We start from the raw sequence: 16,892 nt of genomic DNA on the forward strand, positions 1-16,892 counted from the left end.
GCTCGGTCCCACACTTTGGGCACAGCCGGACGAGCTGAGGTTGTAGGTTCGTCATGAGGGATTTCTCTTGTGAGAGGGGCGCGCCTCGGTCGTTGACGCGACATGCCCACCTGCGGAAAGAGCCTGAGCGAGACGGTGCATGTCGCCACGCCGAGGAATGCCTGCCATCCAGACCGTGCCGTCTTCGTCGAAGTGGACGTCCAGTCGTTGGTCGTCCGCCGTCAGGGGGCGTTCGTAGGGCTGGAACCGCTCTTGCCCCAGGGGCGTGAGGCAATGCAGTCGCTGGTTGTCGCTTCCCCGAAGGGCCAGGGTCTGGGGTGCGTCAATCTTGAAGGGGTCGGTGATGAGGGCGTCGATGAGTCCCGTGCAGGCCGCGAGGTGCTCGGTCAACGACTCCCATGGATGGCCTGAGTAGACCAGCACATCGCCTCGCGTCGCCGTCCGGAGACGGATCAAGAGGGTTCGCAGCGATTCGGGTTGATCAAAGGGTTCACCGCCGCTGATGGTGACGCCGTCTGCTTGGGCAAGCCACGGCTCGATCACGTCCATGACGGCCGCGACGGTTGTAATCCCACGTCCTTCCGCCCAGGTGTCTGCGGAGATACAGCCGGGGCACTGGATGGAGCAGCCCTGGAACCAGATGCCTACGCGGGAGCCCGGTCCCAATGTGTGGACGGGATGATGCAGCCGGGAGATGGCAACCTTCAAGCGGCGCTTCCTCGCGTGCCGAGGTCTGCCAGGCGAAGCGTCGTAAGTGCGCCTTGCGTGATCACCTGCTGGATCTCGAAGCCCCGGCCCGGTTCCGCATCCAAGTCGAACAAGGCACGTGCAAGCGGATTGAGCAGGTGCGTCTCGACTTTGTTGCGGATGCCACGCCCGCCGTTGGATAGGTCGGCGAGGCAAAGTTCCCGCAAGTCCTCACGTGCGACTTCATTGAGCTGGAGGGTGATGCCCTGGCCAGAGGCGATATCCGAGAGAGTCGTCTCCAGCATGCCGAGGAAGATCTGTTCCGCGATGGCCGGGCGTACGAAGTCGAAGACGAGGATGTTGTCGCCAATGCGGTTGAGAATTTCGGGACGGTTGAGGACGACCTTGAAGTGACGATCGATCTCCGCGCGGACTTTGGACTGGACATCCGTGACAGCATCCTCGGCGGTGACATTGGGCACCCGAGTGCCATCCGCTTCGAGCCGATAGATGCCGAGGTTCGAGGTGAAGATGATGAAGGCTTCCGAGAAGTAGACTCTGTCTCCGCGCCCCGATGTCAGGACACCGTCGTCCAGGATTTGAAGGAACTTGTCGAGGATGCGGGGGTGGGCCTTCTCAATCTCGTCGAACAACACCACGCTGAACGGTCGCTCACGAATGGCATTGGTGAGTTCCCCGCCAACGTCATAGCCCACGTAGCCTGGCGGTGCCCCGACGAGTCGTTGATCAGAGTGCTCCGCGCTGAACTCGGACATGTCGAACCGGATATAGGCCCCCTCCTCGCCAAAGAGCAGGCTGGTGATGGTCTTCGCCAGTTCGGTTTTGCCGACACCTGTGGGGCCAGCCAGGAATGCGACGCCGCGGGGACGGCTTCCCCGGCGAGTCGAGCCAACTCCCGTCACCGCGCGCTTCAGGATGTCGAGCATGTGGACGACGGCGGCATCCTGCCCCTTCACGCGGTTACGGACGAAGTCCGTGGCACCCCTGATCTTCGCGCGATCGATTCTGCGCCACGGATCCTCGGTGACCCCGAGCTTGTAGCGCCGGACCGCATCCGCGATATCGGCGAAGCCCAGTCCTTCGGTCCGGCCCAGAATGACGATGGATGCGAGATCCACCAAGAGTAGCCCATCGGTCTGGTCGACGAACGAGTCGAGCGCCTTCTCCGCTATGGTGGCTTCCGCGTCCTGGAAGCCCTCCAGTCCGCGCAATTGACTCGCGGCGAGCGCGCGTCTTGCCTTGGAGTCAGGCCGTGCGATGGGGACATGGCGAATTCGCGGGTTGTCGATGAGCAACCAGTCCGGCAGGTCTCCTTCCTTTTCTACGACCCACACCACGGTATTGAAGAAGGGCCGCGGGGGCGTGCCGTGTGGGCGGGCGCGCGCCTGATGGGAGAGCACCAACGCCCGGGTGAACGCCTGATGTTCGGACGGGGTGAGGCCGTTGGGACGAAGGATGAGGCGGGAGGCGAAATCCGCGATGAGCGCGATGGGCTCACCACCCCGACTCACGATGCGTTGGACGGTGTCCGCGAAAAGCTCAATCCCTGCGGGGGCGGCGTCATTGCCGACCTGCAGTCCTAGTTGCTTCAGGACTTCCGTCCCTAGGGCTGGGTCTTCGCCCAGTAAGGGAATCACTTTGAAGCCCGTGACGGGATCGTAGGTGAAGACATGGGCATATCCTGCTTCTCGCAGCTCCGAAGCCAGGACGTGGGTCATGGGGCGAGGAGTCACCACTCCGGGGCGTGTCTCGAAGAGCTGTTGGTCCCGGACATTCCCCGAGAGGACGAATTGGCTCTTGAGCGGTAAAAACCGAAGGAGATCTCGCAACCAGCGAGGCTTCTCGAAGGAGTTCTGAGTTGCCATGGAGTCCTGGGCACACCCCACGTCATAGGAGAACCGCTCCCACCCGAGTGGTCTCTTGGAGTGCAGTACGACGCCCCGCAGGCTAGCGGCTTCTGGACGATTCGGCACCTACCCAGAGCAAGGCGAAAACAGGGGGAGGAGGGAGTAGGCCGGGGTCGTTTCCACCCGTCAATCGCGGCTCGGGAGAGAACTCCCGCATTACTGGAGGGCATGCGGAGCAGCGCTGAAGTGATACCCGGCGCGTCGGAACAAGGCGGTCCAGCAGCTTGTAATACGAGTAAAGTGCGGTTACCCAGATGGGCACCTGCACTGGCCGGTGGTCGCTGACCGTTTGGGTAAGGATGCAGGTTGACGCTGCTCATGTCGGGCGCGATGTAGAATCGCGTTGATGCGCAGCCCGGTGTTCGGACCGCGCGGTCAGGCCTATCAGTGCGCCAATTCTGTTCGGGTCTTCGTCTATCGCCTTTGTCCAGTCCGCGCTCAGGACGAATAGCCGGTCACTGCGCTTCAAGAACGCCACGCCGTCGTCCGCCATCACGGCGTAGAGGCTCCTCCCTGCGTCTGCCATTCGCGGGTCCGCTCGCGCTTGCCGCGTTGATCAGCTGTACCTCTCCGCGTGGGTGGGGCCATCACCCAGACGAACGGCGACCTGTACGTCGTTCCGTAGGCGGGCCTGTGGATGTACGTTTAACTCGGCTTAATTCAATTCGGATGCGGCTCCGCGTGACTTGGGGAAACGACGCTTTCATCCCCGAGGCCGCTCCCGATGATTCAGTTCCCGCGCTTCATGCCCCTGGCCGTCCCTCCTCGCCCGCAGCCCCTGCCGGCTCCGGCGGGAAGGGGGCAACCGGCGCCCCAGCCCCAGCCGTTCGGCTCGACGTCCTCGTTCGACGCCACGCCCGCGCCCGCGAGCAACCTGCACACGGAGCGGTTGGGAGACGGCAGCGCCAACTGCCTGGAGAAGGCGGTGGGGCTGGCGCGGCCGGGGGACTCCATCGTCCTCATGCGGGACGCGAGCGACGGCGTGGGCCATGCCCTGGTGCGCAGGCCGGACGGCTCCGTGGTGGACCCCAACCACCCCACGGTGCGCTACGAGACGCTGGGCCAGTGGCAGGCGACGCACCCGCGCTACTCGCAGCCCGTCCCGGTGCCCGCGAGCAGGATGCAGCAGGTCCTCTCCACGCCTCCGGGCCCCCAGCGCGAAGCCCTCATCCAGAAGCTGGGGTTGTCTGGCGTCGCGGACCGGCGGGTGGCGGATGGCGAGCGCTGGGTCACGCCGACCGGCAACATGAACATCCGGAGCGGACCGGGCACGAACTTCGCGGACGTGGGGGACTTGAAGGCGGGCGACAAGCTGAAGGTGCTGGACCAGACCGAGGACGGCTCCTGGCTGAACGTGGAGCTGATGGATGGCACCCAGGCCTGGGTGTCCGAGTCCCTCACCGGGCCCACCGCCGCCCCGCCGCCGCCCCCGCCGCCGTATGAGTCCCCCGTTCCCAAGTGGATGGCGGACGGCACGTGCCCGCCCGACATCGAGATGCACGTCTGGACCCAACTGCCGAAGGAGAGCCGCGCGGAGATCCTCCAGACCGCCCGGGAGAAGGTGGTGGCGGAGCACTGGCCGATGCCGGAGTTCGACGTCAACGGCCCGCCGCCAGCCTCCGTGGACTCCCTGGTGTGGGACCACCTGCCGCCCGAGGGCAAGGAGTCCCTCTTCCGTCAGGAATGGCAGGCCGCCGTGCGCGAGCAGACGGCGCTCATCTTCAACGGTGTCCCCGAAGGCGGCGCGGTGGCGGAGCACCCCTTCCTCGGCGTGGACAGCTCGCTGGGCAATGGCCAGGTGGGGGAGTGGCTCGACAACGCCCTGCAGGTGGGCTCCGCCGCGCAGTACATCAACCTGGAGAAGGCGCTCGGCCAGGGCTGGCGCCAGGTCCACTACAACCTGTGCGGCCCCCTGGCGGTGGGCGCCTCGCTGGGCATGTCACCCAAGGAGGCGCTGACGGCCTTCGCGGCGACGAGCGCGGGCATCCTCAACAGCGGAACCACGACCACGGCGACCCCCCTGGAGACGGTCTACGAGGCCCGGGGATGGACGACGGGCTACACGTCGGGGACGGCGTCGATGCCGGCGCCGGAGGACATGGCGCGGATGCTCGATGACGGCAAGGCGCTCATCGCCCTGGTGAACATCGACACGAAGGGCGCGGACGGCATGCTGACCTTCTTCGAAGACAGCACCCAGGCGGTGGCGCACTGGGTGAGCGTGAGCGCCGTGGAGGAGAACGGGAAGGGCGACTGGACGGTGCGCGTCTACAACCCCTTCGAGAACCGCGAGGAACTCTACGCGTGGGATGACTTCGAGGCGTCCTGGGGGAAGAACGGCGGGCTGGTGCCCTCGACCGAAGCCGAGGGGGAGTTCGTCTTCAAGTTCAACGCGGGCCACGGCCTGCTCGTCGCCACGCCGCCCCCGCCGGACGCCGCGACGTCTCCCTAACCCGGAGGCGGGAGGCTCAGCGCCACCGCGCCGCGGCCCCGGCGCTGCTCGCGGACCCACTGCTTGGAGTAGTGGAGCTTGCGCAGCATCCCCTGCAGCGAGGGCTGCTGGCTGGCCATGAGCAGCAGGTAGCTCCACACGGAGCTGCCCCGGCGGTTCAACAGCGAGTAGGCGAACTGGGTCGCGTCCTGGTTCACATAGCTAGGGACGTTCTCGAACCACTCGGAGCTGCTGCGCGCCGCCAACTGGATGGCCAGCAGGGCGGCGCGCCGCTCCTCGTCATACGCCTCCAGCGCTGTGGGCACGTCCGGCTGTGTTCGCAGCTGCCGCGCCAGCCCGATGGCGTCCTGCATGGCCAGCTTCGTCCCGGAGCCAATGGAGAAGTGCGTGGTGTGCGCGGAGTCGCCCATGAGCACCAGGTTGTCGTGGTACCAGCGCTCGTTGGTGATGCGCTTGAAGTTGAGCCACGGCGCCCGGCCCATGCCCTTCAACTGGTTGAACAGCGATTTGCCCTGGAGCCGGCTCTGGAAGATGCCCTCCAGCTTGCGAAGCGTCTCCTCCGGTCCCAGCGTGTCGAAGCCCAAGGCCTTCCAGGTCGCCTCCTGGCACTCCACGATGCAGGTGCTGGTCTCACTGTTGAAACGGTAGCCGTGGAACCAGAGCCAGCCGGCGGGCGTCTCCTCGAAGGCGAAGGTGAAGGCGTCGAACACCTTGTTGGTGCCCAGCCAGATGTACTTGTTGCGGCCCTCCTCCACGTGCGTCTGGAAGTGATGGGCGTGGCGCTGGCGCAGCCGGCTGTTGACGCCGTCGCAGGCGACGACGAGGTCCGCGTCCATGAACCCGGAGAGGTCCGTGACGTCGTGCTCGAAGCGCACGTCCACGCCCAGCCCCCGCGCCCGCCGGATGAGGATTTCGAGCAGCCGGTCGCGTCCCAGCGCGAAGCCATAACCGCCGATGTGCGTCGCGTGATGGCCCCGCAGGTGCACCTCCTGCGTGTCCCAGCGCGCCGCGGCCTGGGCAATGCGCTGCGCGCTCACCGGGTCGTTCCGGTAGAGGTCGTCCAGCAGGTCATCCCAGAACACGACGCCCCAGCCATACGTCACGCCCGCGGGGTTGCGCTCGACGACGGTGATGTCGTGCCTCGGGTTGGACAGCTTCGCCAGGATCGAGAAATAGAGCCCGGCAGGGCCTCCGCCAACACAGACCATCTTCATCGAATCCCCCCAGCGCGCGAACGGCCCGGATGCTACCGGCCTGTCAGGGAAATCGACGCTGGTCGGAAGCGCCGTCTGTCGTTGCTGGCAGGACAGAAGAAGAGAGGGCTTGCGCGGTGGCGGACAGGCCGCGGGGCGACGTCCAGGAACCGCTCCCACTCCCTTGTTAGAAGCCCCCTCCTCTTTTCCCGGGACACCCCATGCGCATCGAACTCACTGGAAGGATTGCCCTCGTCACCGGCTCCACGGCAGGCATCGGCCTGGCCACGGCGAAGGGGCTGGCGGCGGCGGGCGCCACGGTCATCGTCAACGGCCGCAAGCAGGCGTCGGTGGACAAGGCCATCGCGGCGGTGCGCGAGGCGGCCCCGGGTGCCACGGCGAAGGGCTTCGCGGGCGACCTGGGGACGGCGGAGGCCTGCAAGGCGCTCGTCGCGGCGCACCCCCACTGCGACATCCTCATCAACAACCTGGGCATCTTCGGGCCCAAGGACTTCTTCGACGTGACGGACGAGGACTGGAGCCACTTCTTCGAGGCGAACGTGCTGTCCGGCGTGCGGCTGTCGCGCGCGTACCTGCCGGGGATGCGGAAGCAGGGCTGGGGCCGCGTCGTGTTCGTCTCCTCCGAGTCCGCGCTGAACATCCCCACGGAGATGATCCACTACGGCGTCACCAAGACGGCGCAGCTGGCCGTCGCGCGCGGCCTGGCCAAGCGCATGGCGGGCACGGGCGTCACGGTCAACTCCGTGCTGCCGGGGCCCACCCTCTCCGAGGGCGTCCGCGGGATGTTCCGCGAGGAGCACGAGAAGTCCGGCCGCTCCTTCGAGGACCTCGCCGTGGACTTCATCCAGGCGAGCCGGCCCAGCTCCATCCTCCGCCGCCCCTCCAGCGTGGAGGAGGTGGCGAACATGATCGTCTACGTCGCGTCACCCCAGGCCTCCGCCACGACCGGCGCCGCGCTGCGGGTCGACGGCGGCGTGGTGGACTCCATCGCCTGAAGTCCCACCTGTCCTGGCAGTGGTTGCTTTTGGAAGTCATGGACAGACAAGCATCCGCCAGCTGACAGATGTCTGCCTGGGAGTTGCCCTTTCAGGCAGGCGTGGGTGGCGAGGACTGGTCAATCCCTTCCGGCCTGTGTGAGGCTGGGAGGTCAAATGCAAACGGTTGATTCGGCCAGCCGGGGGGAATCGGGCCAGGCCGCGGTGGAGTCCGCGCTGGTGGTGCCGTTGATGGTGTTCCTCATCCTGGGGACGCTCCAGCTCACCACGCTGCACCATGCCAGGTTGATGACCGAGTACGCCGCCTACCGCGCGGCCCGCACGGGCATTGTCAATCATGGGGATTGCGAAACCATGAAGAGCGCCGCGTACATGGCGCTCGTGCCCACGCTGGGGCCGCCCCGGTTGGGGGGGCGGGGGCGGACGGACACGCTCCTCAACGCCATGGAGGTCCATGACGCCTATACGCTCGGGAGATACGCGCAAGAGAACCAGCGTTTCCCCGGCTCGAGCCTGGAGCGGGTGCGCGTGGAGGTGGTGAACCCCAGTGCCGGCCCGTACAGCGGCCTCTTCTCCTCTTATGGCTCGCACCTGGGTGGCAGGGAGATCGACTTCGACGACTATCGCGACGCCACCATCGTGGCGGCGAACCTGCTGTCCGTGCGGGTGACGTACTTCTACGAATTGCGCATCCCGTTCGCGAACTGGCAACTGCATACCTTCTACATGGGCCGTGAGGTGCTGGGGCAATTGGAGGGCGTCACCTTCCTCACCCAGCGGGCCCCTGGAGGCGGGTCCGCGTCCCAGTACCTGGAGGCGGAAGGGGCCAGGCGCAAGCAGGCCTATTTCAAGGAACTCGCCAAATTGGCCAATGCTCACACGTACGCGATCCCGGTGATCGCCACCTCCACCATGCGCATGCAATCCAATCTCATCAGTGGCGATGAGGGCCGAGGGCCCGTGTCCTGCGCGGTGGACGGTTAGGAAGGGGGCACTGGATGTTTGCCATGGTCAGGCGGATGCGCCGGGACGAACGGGGACAGGCACTGGTGCTGGGGGCCGTGTGCATGCTGGTGGTGGCGGTGGCGGTGATGTCCTCCGTCAGCATCGGGCACGGCGTGTATGAGAAGATGAAGCTCCAGGACGCGGCGGACGCGCAGGCGTACACGCTCGCGGTGAAGGAGGCCCGCGCGTACAACTTCCTGGCCTACACCAACCGCGCGATGATCGTTCATTACAACGCCATGCTCACGGTGATGTCCTACGTGAGCCACGCGGTGTACCTGGACCGGACCATCGGGGCCGCGGCGAAGTTCCTGAAGCTCCTCCCAGGCATCGGGCCGGTCTTCGCGGCCATCTCCGCGATGATCAAGGCCTGGGTGAAGACGGTGGAGAAGATCGTCCCGACCCTGGTGAATGTCCTCACCCAGCTGAACATCGCCCTCTGGATTGCCCAGGAGGGCATGCTGTCCGCCACGCTGCATGACCTCTACAGCGACGCGGCCCGCGACAAGAGCATCCACGCGACGGACCCGCGGGCGGAGGTGGAGTACTCCATGGCCCGCAATGCCAGCTACCGGGACATTCCGCTGCCCGCGCTGTACTCGGACATCGGCACCATCAACCACTCCAACGCCAAGAACTTCCTCCACGTGCTGGACGACGGTCCGCGCAGCAGCAGCCCCACCATGGGACCGGACCCCACGGGCATGCAGACGCGAGGGAGGCTGCTCAATCGCAACCGCAACCGGCTGTCCGACCCGGACATGGCCAAGTACCGCCTGCTCATGGGCAGCATGGCCAACGCGGTGCGCAGGGACTGGACCGCCACCGGCGAGGGCCCGGTGCTCATCGGGCGCGAGTGGAACCTGCGGCTGTGCCTCATCGTGGGAGAGCTGCGCGTCCAGAAGACCGCCGACAGTCAGATCAAGAGCTTCTCCGAGCAGTTCGAGGGCAACCGCAACGATCAGCTCTTCGCGGCGGATGACATCAAGATGGAGGTGCGCCCCGGCTGCGGCCTGGGCTTCCTCGGATGGTCCACCGTCTTCGAGCTGCACTTCCGAGTCGCGGCGGACGCGCGCAATGGCTTTCATCAGGAGTATGGCAACCAGAAGGTGTCCGCCCACCATCCGTGGCAGGGCATCACGCCGTTCGTCACCTCCGACACCAGCTTCGTCGACCCCTGGCACAACCACTTCGGCTACCCCTGCAACATGGTGGTGCTGAGCAAGGACATGGGCGCGGAGCGCAGCGGTGGCGGGGACGGGGGCCAGAAGGAGGTCTTCCAACTGGACAACCTCAGCCGGAGCCACTTCATGCGCAAGCAGGGGACCGGCCGCTTCAACTCCGGCACCGCCGAGTCGAATGGCACGACGAACCTGGAGGCGGGCATCCAGGAGTCCGTGCTGGACATGACCTGGAAGTACGTCGGGGGGAAGCAGGATGCCTTCGCCCAGGACTTCCGGACGTACTCCGGCGGAATGATGGCCATGTCCGTGGGACGCGCCATCTACCACCGGCCGGGTGAATGGAAGGAGGAGCCCAACTTCTTCAACCCCGTCTGGACCGCGCGCCTGGCGCCCGTGCAGACCCACTGGGACGAGGAGAACCTGGGGTGGCTGATTCCCTCCTACCGGGACGCGAAATGGCTCTTCAACGGCGTGACGTACTGAGGAAGGGGCGGGTGATGCGTTCCATGTCCCGGAGCCGGCGCGGCTCCGCCACGGTGGAGCTGGCGCTGCTGGCCCCCCTCTTCGTGGCGCTGCTCCTGTGGGTGAACTACTTCTGGGAGGTCCAGCGCGCGCGCCTCAAGGCCGCGCAGCTGGCGCGCTTCATCGCCTTCGAGCGCGTCGCGCGCTCGGACCTGACGGGCATCACGAGCGATGCCCTGCGGCGCTTCCAGGACCTGGACAGCGCCACGGAGGATGGCGAGCTGGCGAGAACCTCCCGCAACAACGAGGTGACCCTCTCCGCCAGGATGCAGGACGCGGACGCACCCTTGAAGCGCCTGGGGCTGGCGGACATCGCGGCGGCGGCGGGTGCCTCCGGCTCGGTGGGCGGGACGCTCGCGGCCCTGGGCAGCTCGCCGGAGCAGATGGCGCGGAAGATGGGGCTGGACACCCGCAACGGCGCGGTCCAGGTCGACGTGGAGGTCCGGATCGTGAACCACATCATCCCCCAGGCCATCGGCCTCTACACCACGGGCTTCAACGATTCGCGGCTGGACCTGGTCTTCCGGGAGAACTTCTACGTCTACCACGACACCTGGAGGGCCTGGCGCTCCGGGGACAGGCCGTCCCAGAGCTACGACCGGGTGGAGCAGCTGACGCGCGACCGTGTGCGTCCCATCCTCTACGCGGGCGCCGCCGATTCGGGCGTCGTCAACGCCATCAGCAATGCCTTGCAGGTGCTCCAGCTCGATTCACCGTTCGACGCGAGCTACATCCGCGACTCCATCCGGCTGCGCCACGTGGAGGAGCCCGGCGTTCCCACCGTCACCGCCACCCGGATGACTCCCGGTGACAAGCTGGAGGCGGCGTACTGGCTGGATGACACGAACTGGTGCCTCGGCTCCTGCGAGCCCCGGGAGATCCAGATGAAGCGCGGCATCATCCCGTCCAGCGGCTACGGCGCCAACTGGCCCATGCGGGCCTACCGCTGCCGCGGGCCGTACTTCCAGGGCGCGACCGAAACCGGCATCCCCGAGGCCGAGTACGTGAAGTGGGGAGAGCGCGGCTACTTCCACGAAGCCAACGACGCCTGCACCGGCTTCCAGAGCAAGGAAGAAGACGAATGAACGGCTGGATGTGGAGAGGCTACCGCTGGTTGCGCAGGCCCCGCTCGCGCGGGCAGGCCGCGGCGGAGTTCACCTTGCTGTTGATGGCCCTGATGTTCGGCACCCTGGCCATCACCACGTTCGCACCGGACATGTTCGCCGCGCTGACCATCTACGTCCGCGGCTACTACTGCGTGCTGGGCTACCCTTTCGGCTGAGGCAGGGCTCCGGGGGCCGCGCGGGGCGTCGCGTGTGCAACAGTGTGGGCTGTCAGTGAGGTTCAAGGGCGTGCAGGTCCGGCGATACACCATCGCATCCGGGCCTGCGGGGGATTAAGCCTGGGGACTCGGCTCCCCGGGTGGGACCCTCCAGGACTTCATGCCCAGCACGACCCGTCACGACCCCGCGCCATCCCCTTCGTTGAGCGCGGTGGGACGCGCGCTTCCCCCGCACTACGCCAGCCAGGAGCAGCTCATCGCGGCGCTGCGCGACCTGTGGGCGACGAAGCACTACAACCTGGAGCGGCTGGAGGACCTGCACCGCAACGTGCAGGTGGGCGGGCGGCACCTGGCGCTGCCCCTGGAGGAGTATCCGGCGCTCGCGACGTTCCAGCAGCGCAACGACGCGTGGATCCGCGTGGCCACGGAGCTGTCGGAGCAGGTGGCGCGCGAGGCGCTGTCGCGCGCGGAGCTCACGCCGAAGGACGTGGACCACGTCTTCTTCGTCACGGTGACGGGCATCGCCACGCCCAGCGTGGACGCGCGGCTGGTCAACCGGATGGGCCTGCGCGAGGACGTGAAGCGCACGCCCATCTTCGGCCTGGGCTGCGTGGCGGGCGCGGCGGGCCTGGCGCGCGCGGCGGACTACCTGCGCGCGTTCCCGAAGCAGACGGCGCTGCTCATCGCCACGGAGCTGTGCTCGCTCACGCTCCAGCGCGAGGACCTGTCCATCCCCAACATCATCGCCTCCGGCCTCTTCGGTGACGGCGCGGCGTGCGTGGTGCTGCGCGGCGCGGAGGCTTCCGCAGCGGGGCCTCAAGTGGTGGGCTCGCGGTCGGTGTTCTATCCGGACACCGAGCGGGTGATGGGCTGGGACGTGGTGGACACGGGCTTCAAGGTGGTGCTGTCCGCCAAGGTGCCGCAGCTGGTGAAGGAGCACATCCGGGGCAACGTGGATGGCTTCCTCGCGGAGCATGGGCTGAACCGCCAGGACGTGAAGCACTGGGTGGCGCACACCGGTGGCCCCAAGGTGCTGGAGGGCTTCGAGTCCGCGCTGGAGCTGGCGCCCGGCGCGCTGGAGCGCTCGTGGAAGTCGCTCAAGCAGGTGGGCAACCTGTCCAGCGCGTCGGTGCTCTTCGTGCTGGGGGAGACGTTGGAGGAGGTGGACGCGAAGCCGGGCGACTGGGGCGTGGTGATGGCCATGGGCCCGGGCTTCTGCGCGGAGATGGTGCTGGTGCGATGGTGACCGGCACCCAGGCGTTGTTCGCGGGCTTCATGGGGCTGCTCGTCGCGGAGCGGCTGTTGGAGCTGGTGCTCTCCAAGCGCAACGCGGCGAGGGCCTTCGAGCGGGGCGGGGTGGAGACGGGGCAGGGGCACTACCGGTTCATGGTCGTGTTCCACACGCTGTTCCTCGTCGCGTGCGTCGCGGAGGTGTTCGGCCTCCAGCGGCCCTTCTGGGGCGCGTGGAGCTGGGCGGCGCTGGCGGGCGCGGCGGTGGCGCAGGGCTTGAGGTACTGGGCCATCGGGACGCTGGGCGATCGGTGGAACTCGCGCATCATCGTGGTGCCGGGGCTGGCGCCGGTGACGGGCGGGCCGTACCGGTTCCTGCGGCATCCGAACTACGTGGCGGTGGTGTTGGAGCTGTTCTGCGTGCCGCTCATCCACGGAGCGTGGGTGACGGCGGTCGTGTTCACGGTGGGCAACGCGGCGCTGCTCTATGTGCGCATCCGCGCGGAGGAGGCGGCGCTCGGGGCGATGTACTCCGAGGCCTTCGCCCACCGCCCCCGCTTCATTCCGGAGGTTCGCCGTGGCTGACATCGTGATGGAGGCGATGGCGGAGATCCGCCGCATCGCCCGGGAGGAGCTGGAGTTCGAGGGCGCGGTGGAGCCCACGCACGACCTGCTCCGCGACCTGCAACTGGACAGCCTGGGGCTGACGGTGCTGGCGGTGGGGTTGGAGAACCGCTTCCGGGTGATGCTGTCGGAGGAGGACGCGCAGGGCGTGCGGACGGTGGAGGACCTGGCGCGGCTGGTGGCGGCGCGGGTCGAGGCCTCGAAGCCGGACGTGGGAGCGCACCCGTGAAGGGGCCGCCCCTGCCGGCGCTGAAGCACGCCACGGTGAACGCGATGCTGAAGGCGACGTCGCACACGTCGCTGGGGCTGGTGTTCGTGGACGCCTCCGAGCACGAGACATCCCTGCCGTGGGCGCAGGTCTACCGGCGGGCGAAGCGCGCGGCGGCGGGGCTGGCACGGCTGGGCGTGCGTCCGGGGGACCGGGTGGCGCTGCTGTTGCCCACGTCCCCCGCGTTCATGGATGCGTACTTCGGCGCGCTGCTGGCGGGCGCGGTGCCGGTGCCGCTGTATCCGCCGGTGCGGCTGGGGCGGTTGGACGAGTACCACCGCTCGACGGCGCGCATGCTCCAGTTGACGGGCGCGGTGGTGGTGCTGACGGACACGCGCGTGCGGCTGCTGCTGGGCCCGAGCATGGCGCTGGCCCGGCCGAGGCTGGGCTGTCACACGGTGGACGCGGTGCTGCACGGCGACGAGGACCTGGAGGTGGAGGTGTCCCCCGATGCGCTGGGGCTCATCCAGTTCTCCTCCGGTTCCACGGTGGAGCCGAAGCCGGTGGCGCTGACGCACGGGGCGCTGGTGGCGCAGGTGGCGGCGCTGGAGGCGGCGATGCCGGTGGCGCCGGGCGTGACGCCGGTGGGCGTGAGCTGGCTGCCGCTGTACCACGACATGGGGCTCATCGGCTGTGTGCTCGCGGCGCTGTACTACCCGGGCAGCCTGGTGCTGATCCCGCCGGAGACGTTCCTGGTGAAGCCGGCGCTGTGGCTGCGCGCGCTGTCACGGCACCGGGGCTTCGTGTCGCCCGCGCCGAACTTCGCCTATGGGTTGTGTTTGAAGCGGGTGAAGGACGCGGACCTGCAGGGCGTGGACCTGTCCGGGTGGCTGCACGCGCTCAATGGCGCGGAGCCGGTGTCCGCGGACACGCTGCGCCGCTTCGCGGAGCGGTTCGAGAAGTGGGGCTTCTCCGCGCGGGCGCTGCGGCCGGTGTATGGCTTGTCGGAGGCGTCGCTGGCGGTGACGTTCCCGCCGGCGGGCCGGGGGCCGCGCGAGCTGGGCGTGGATGCGGACGTGCTGGCGCGCGAGGGGCAGGCGCGTGACGGGGCACGCACGCTGGTGAGCGTGGGCGCGCCGGTGGCGGGCTTCGAGGTGCAGGTGCGAGGCGAGGACGGCGCGGTGTTGCCGGAGCGCCGGGTGGGGCGCGTGTTCGCGAAGGGGCCGTCGGTGATGCGCGGTTACTTCGAGGACGCGGAGGCGACGTCGCGGGCGCTGGTGGGCGAGGGCTGGCTGGACACGGGAGACCTGGGCTTCAGCGCGGACGGGGAGCTGTACCTGACGGGCCGCGCGAAGGACCTGGTCATCATTCGAGGCGCGAACCACGCGCCGCAGGCCTTCGAGGATCCGCTGCTCAAGGTGGACGGAGTGCGCACGGGCTGCGCGGTGGCGCTGGGCTTCACGCCCGAGGGTGGCCAGGACGAAGCGTTGCTCATCCTGGCCGAGCGCGCGGAGCGGGGCGCGGACGTGGCGTCGGTGGAGGCGGACATCCGCGCCGCGGTGGTGGAGGCGACGGGCGTGCAGCCGCACACGGTGAGGCTGCTGGAGCCGGGGACGCTGCCGCGCACGTCCAGCGGCAAGCTGCGAAGAAGCGAAGCGCTGCGGCGCTACCTGGCCGGAGAGCTGACGGCGCCGAAGAAGGTGGGCGCGGTGGGGCTCGCGGTGGAGATGGCGAAGAGCGCACTGGCGATGGTGCGCGCGGAGCACGACTCGTGATGTGGCAGGACTCGTGAAACAGCATGACGTGGTCGTGGTGGGCGGAGGCCCTGCCGGGCTCGCGGTGGCCATCACGGCGGCCCGGCGTGGGCTGGACACGGTGGTGGTGGAGCGTGCATCCACGCCCGTGGACAAGGCGTGTGGTGAAGGCCTGATGCCCTCTGGCCTCGCGGCGCTGGAGCGGCTGGGTGCGCTCGCGCACCTGGACCGAAGTGACAGCTCGCCCTTCGTGGGCATCCGCTATGTGCAGGAGGACGGGAGCACGGCGGAGGGATTGCTGCCCGCGCCCGGTGGGCTGGGAGTCCGCAGGCTGGCCTTGTCGAATGCACTGGCGACCCGCGCGCGCGAAGTCGGCGTGGACCTGCGCGAGCACACGCACGTCGTGTCGCACCTGCGCACGCCGGACGGCGTGACGCTGGAGACACCCGTGGGCCGCGTGTCCGCGCGCTTCCTCGTCGCGGCGGACGGCTTGAACTCACCGCTGCGCAAGGCCGAGGGCCTGGACGTCGAGCAGGACATGCCCCGGCGCTACGGACTGCGTCGCCACTTCCGGCGCGTCCCCTGGACCCCCTACGTGGAGGTGCACTTCGCCTCCGGCGTCGAGGCCTACGTGACGCCCGCCGGAGCGGAGCGCGTGGGCATCGCGTTCCTCTGGGAGGACGGTACGGTGCCGGGCCGCGTGGGCTTCGACGCGATGCTGGAGCGCTTCCCCCGACTGGCGGAACAGCTCTCCGGCGCGGAGCCGGACTCCCAGCCTCGCGGTGCCGGCCCCCTGGCTCGAGTGGCCCGCACGCGCATCGCGGATCGCTTCGCCCTCGTCGGTGATGCCGCCGGCTACGTGGACGCGGTGACCGGTGAAGGACTCACGCTCGCCTTCGCCTGCGCGGAGTCTCTGGGCGCGCTGCTCCCGGACGCACTGGCGAAGGGCGCGGGCCGCGACACGCTGCTGCCCTACGAGCGCACCTTCCAGCAGGTGTTCCGCAAGTACGCCTGGACCACGCACGGCCTGCTGATGCTCGCGCGCCGCCCGCGCCTTCGCAGGCCCGTGGTGCGCCTCCTGGGCCGCGCGCCCTGGCTCTTCGAGCGCATCCTCGCCGCCGTGGTGAGCTGACCCGGAAAGCCCGGAGCCACCTGGAACCCGGACGCGGATCCGCACGGCACGGCCCTTGTTCCACCGCCGCGCGCCGGGGACACTCGTCCCCATGGCATCTGGCCCCGCGCCTTCGCGTCCCTGGTTCGCGTTCTCCCTCGACCTGGCTCCGGCCGCGGCGAGCCGGCACCTGCACGGCCTGCCCCCCGTGCCCGACTTCCCCGAGGGCGAGCTCGCCGAGGCCCTGGACGTGGACGTCGTCTACGACGTGCACGTGCCCAACTGGGGCGGCCGGGTCGCACGCCTGGTGGATGCCCCCGGACACCGGCTGTCCGGGCGCCTGCGCCCCGTGGCCACCGAAGCCTGGCCCGTCCTCGCCCGCCTGGAGACCGCGCTCGCCTTCGCCTCCGAGGAGCGCCTGGTGAAGGTGCGCACCGCCTCCGGCACCGTGGTGGACGCCCACGCCTTCACCCCCGCCGAGCGCAACACCTCCACGCAGGGGCCCGTCAGCGAGGCCTTCCTGATCACCCTCGCCGTCGCCGCCGAGCGCGCCCGCCTGCCTGCCGCCGTCGTCGAAAAACTCCAGGCCGAAGCCCGCATCGTCCACGCCGTCCAGCACGCCCGGCCCGACGGACACCGCCCTCCGCCCCCCTCCAAGTCCGGCATTAAGTGACAGCCGGGTCCAGCCGGACCGAA

15 protein-coding genes are annotated in these 16,892 nt (G+C 68.5%); 12 read left to right on the top strand and 3 right to left on the bottom strand.

The window, feature by feature from the left end; all coding sequences use genetic code 11:
• Window positions 1-51: 51 nt before the first annotated feature.
• On the bottom strand, window positions 52-708 hold the full coding sequence (locus tag JYJ93_RS07560) for a 4Fe-4S single cluster domain-containing protein (protein WP_206787584.1): 657 nt from the start codon (window positions 706-708) through the stop codon (window positions 52-54).
• Complete coding sequence (locus JYJ93_RS07565) at window positions 705-2,426, bottom strand: AAA family ATPase (RefSeq protein ID WP_242543716.1); 1,722 nt, start codon at window positions 2,424-2,426, stop codon at window positions 705-707. The genes JYJ93_RS07560 and JYJ93_RS07565 overlap by 4 nt, the downstream gene beginning before the upstream one ends.
• Before the next feature lie 913 nt (window positions 2,427-3,339).
• Between JYJ93_RS07565 and JYJ93_RS07570 the strand changes: the two genes are divergently transcribed.
• A complete protein-coding gene (locus tag JYJ93_RS07570; RefSeq protein ID WP_206787588.1) occupies window positions 3,340-5,067 on the top strand; it encodes an SH3 domain-containing protein in 1,728 nt (575 codons plus the stop codon).
• Here the strand turns inward: JYJ93_RS07570 and JYJ93_RS07575 are convergent.
• Window positions 5,064-6,281, bottom strand: a complete 1,218-nt coding sequence (locus JYJ93_RS07575) for an FAD-dependent monooxygenase (protein ID WP_242543717.1) — start codon at window positions 6,279-6,281, stop codon at window positions 5,064-5,066. The genes JYJ93_RS07570 and JYJ93_RS07575 overlap by 4 nt on opposite strands.
• A gap of 200 nt (window positions 6,282-6,481) precedes the next feature.
• Here JYJ93_RS07575 and JYJ93_RS07580 point away from each other — a divergent pair, with 200 nt between their 5' ends.
• From JYJ93_RS07580 to JYJ93_RS07630, 11 genes are all read left to right on the top strand, one after another.
• The gene (locus tag JYJ93_RS07580) at window positions 6,482-7,276 is read left to right on the top strand and encodes an SDR family oxidoreductase (protein ID WP_206787589.1); all 795 of its coding nucleotides are present in this window, start codon (window positions 6,482-6,484) and stop codon (window positions 7,274-7,276) included.
• 156 nt (window positions 7,277-7,432) lie between these two features.
• Entirely contained in the window at window positions 7,433-8,260 is an 828-nt protein-coding gene (locus JYJ93_RS07585; RefSeq protein WP_206787590.1) for a TadE family protein, read from the top strand.
• Window positions 8,261-8,274: 14 nt separating this feature from the next.
• A complete protein-coding gene (locus JYJ93_RS07590; protein WP_206787591.1) occupies window positions 8,275-9,948 on the top strand; it encodes a pilus assembly protein TadG-related protein in 1,674 nt (557 codons plus the stop codon).
• Between the two features lie 14 nt (window positions 9,949-9,962).
• Entirely contained in the window at window positions 9,963-11,072 is a 1,110-nt protein-coding gene (locus JYJ93_RS07595; RefSeq protein WP_206787592.1) for a pilus assembly protein, read from the top strand.
• Complete coding sequence (locus JYJ93_RS07600; protein WP_206787593.1) at window positions 11,069-11,269, top strand: hypothetical protein; 201 nt, start codon at window positions 11,069-11,071, stop codon at window positions 11,267-11,269. The genes JYJ93_RS07595 and JYJ93_RS07600 overlap by 4 nt, the downstream gene beginning before the upstream one ends.
• A 160-nt stretch (window positions 11,270-11,429) precedes the next feature.
• Entirely contained in the window at window positions 11,430-12,515 is a 1,086-nt protein-coding gene (locus JYJ93_RS07605; protein ID WP_206787594.1) for a 3-oxoacyl-[acyl-carrier-protein] synthase III C-terminal domain-containing protein, read from the top strand.
• Window positions 12,509-13,084: an isoprenylcysteine carboxylmethyltransferase family protein gene (locus JYJ93_RS07610; RefSeq protein WP_206787595.1), complete on the top strand. Its 576-nt coding sequence runs from the start codon at window positions 12,509-12,511 to the stop codon at window positions 13,082-13,084. Before JYJ93_RS07605 ends, JYJ93_RS07610 begins: the two co-directional genes overlap by 7 nt.
• Window positions 13,077-13,352 carry an acyl carrier protein gene (locus JYJ93_RS07615; RefSeq protein WP_206787596.1) on the top strand — a complete coding sequence of 92 codons (276 nt, stop codon included), beginning with the start codon at window positions 13,077-13,079 and terminating at the stop codon, window positions 13,350-13,352. The genes JYJ93_RS07610 and JYJ93_RS07615 overlap by 8 nt, the downstream gene beginning before the upstream one ends.
• Entirely contained in the window at window positions 13,349-15,106 is a 1,758-nt protein-coding gene (locus JYJ93_RS07620) for a fatty acyl-AMP ligase (protein WP_206787597.1), read from the top strand. Before JYJ93_RS07615 ends, JYJ93_RS07620 begins: the two co-directional genes overlap by 4 nt.
• 13 nt (window positions 15,107-15,119) lie before the next feature.
• Window positions 15,120-16,217, top strand: coding sequence for an NAD(P)/FAD-dependent oxidoreductase (locus tag JYJ93_RS07625; protein WP_206787598.1), 1,098 nt, complete (start codon window positions 15,120-15,122; stop codon window positions 16,215-16,217).
• A 91-nt stretch (window positions 16,218-16,308) separates the two neighbouring features.
• Window positions 16,309-16,869, top strand: coding sequence for a gamma-glutamylcyclotransferase (locus JYJ93_RS07630; RefSeq protein ID WP_206787599.1), 561 nt, complete (start codon window positions 16,309-16,311; stop codon window positions 16,867-16,869).
• The last annotated feature ends 23 nt before the right edge of the window (window positions 16,870-16,892 follow it).

Origin of the sequence: Corallococcus sp. NCSPR001 (genome assembly GCF_017309135.1) — a bacterium.
Lineage (GTDB): Bacteria > Myxococcota > Myxococcia > Myxococcales > Myxococcaceae > Corallococcus.

Bases quoted from the DNA above. Each gene is read 5' to 3' on its own strand.
- JYJ93_RS07585 (WP_206787590.1), top strand. From the start codon at position 7,433: ATGCAAACGGTTGATTCGGCCAGCCGGGGGGAATCGGGCCAGGCCGCG.
- JYJ93_RS07605 (WP_206787594.1), top strand. From the start codon at position 11,430: ATGCCCAGCACGACCCGTCACGACCCCGCGCCATCCCCTTCGTTGAGC.
- JYJ93_RS07600 (WP_206787593.1), top strand. From the start codon at position 11,069: ATGAACGGCTGGATGTGGAGAGGCTACCGCTGGTTGCGCAGGCCCCGC.
- JYJ93_RS07580 (WP_206787589.1), top strand. From the start codon at position 6,482: ATGCGCATCGAACTCACTGGAAGGATTGCCCTCGTCACCGGCTCCACG.
- JYJ93_RS07570 (WP_206787588.1), top strand. From the start codon at position 3,340: ATGATTCAGTTCCCGCGCTTCATGCCCCTGGCCGTCCCTCCTCGCCCG.
- JYJ93_RS07565 (WP_242543716.1), bottom strand. From the start codon at position 2,426: ATGACCCACGTCCTGGCTTCGGAGCTGCGAGAAGCAGGATATGCCCAT.
- JYJ93_RS07575 (WP_242543717.1), bottom strand. From the start codon at position 6,281: ATGAAGATGGTCTGTGTTGGCGGAGGCCCTGCCGGGCTCTATTTCTCG.
- JYJ93_RS07610 (WP_206787595.1), top strand. From the start codon at position 12,509: ATGGTGACCGGCACCCAGGCGTTGTTCGCGGGCTTCATGGGGCTGCTC.
- JYJ93_RS07630 (WP_206787599.1), top strand. From the start codon at position 16,309: ATGGCATCTGGCCCCGCGCCTTCGCGTCCCTGGTTCGCGTTCTCCCTC.
- JYJ93_RS07590 (WP_206787591.1), top strand. From the start codon at position 8,275: ATGTTTGCCATGGTCAGGCGGATGCGCCGGGACGAACGGGGACAGGCA.
- JYJ93_RS07595 (WP_206787592.1), top strand. From the start codon at position 9,963: ATGCGTTCCATGTCCCGGAGCCGGCGCGGCTCCGCCACGGTGGAGCTG.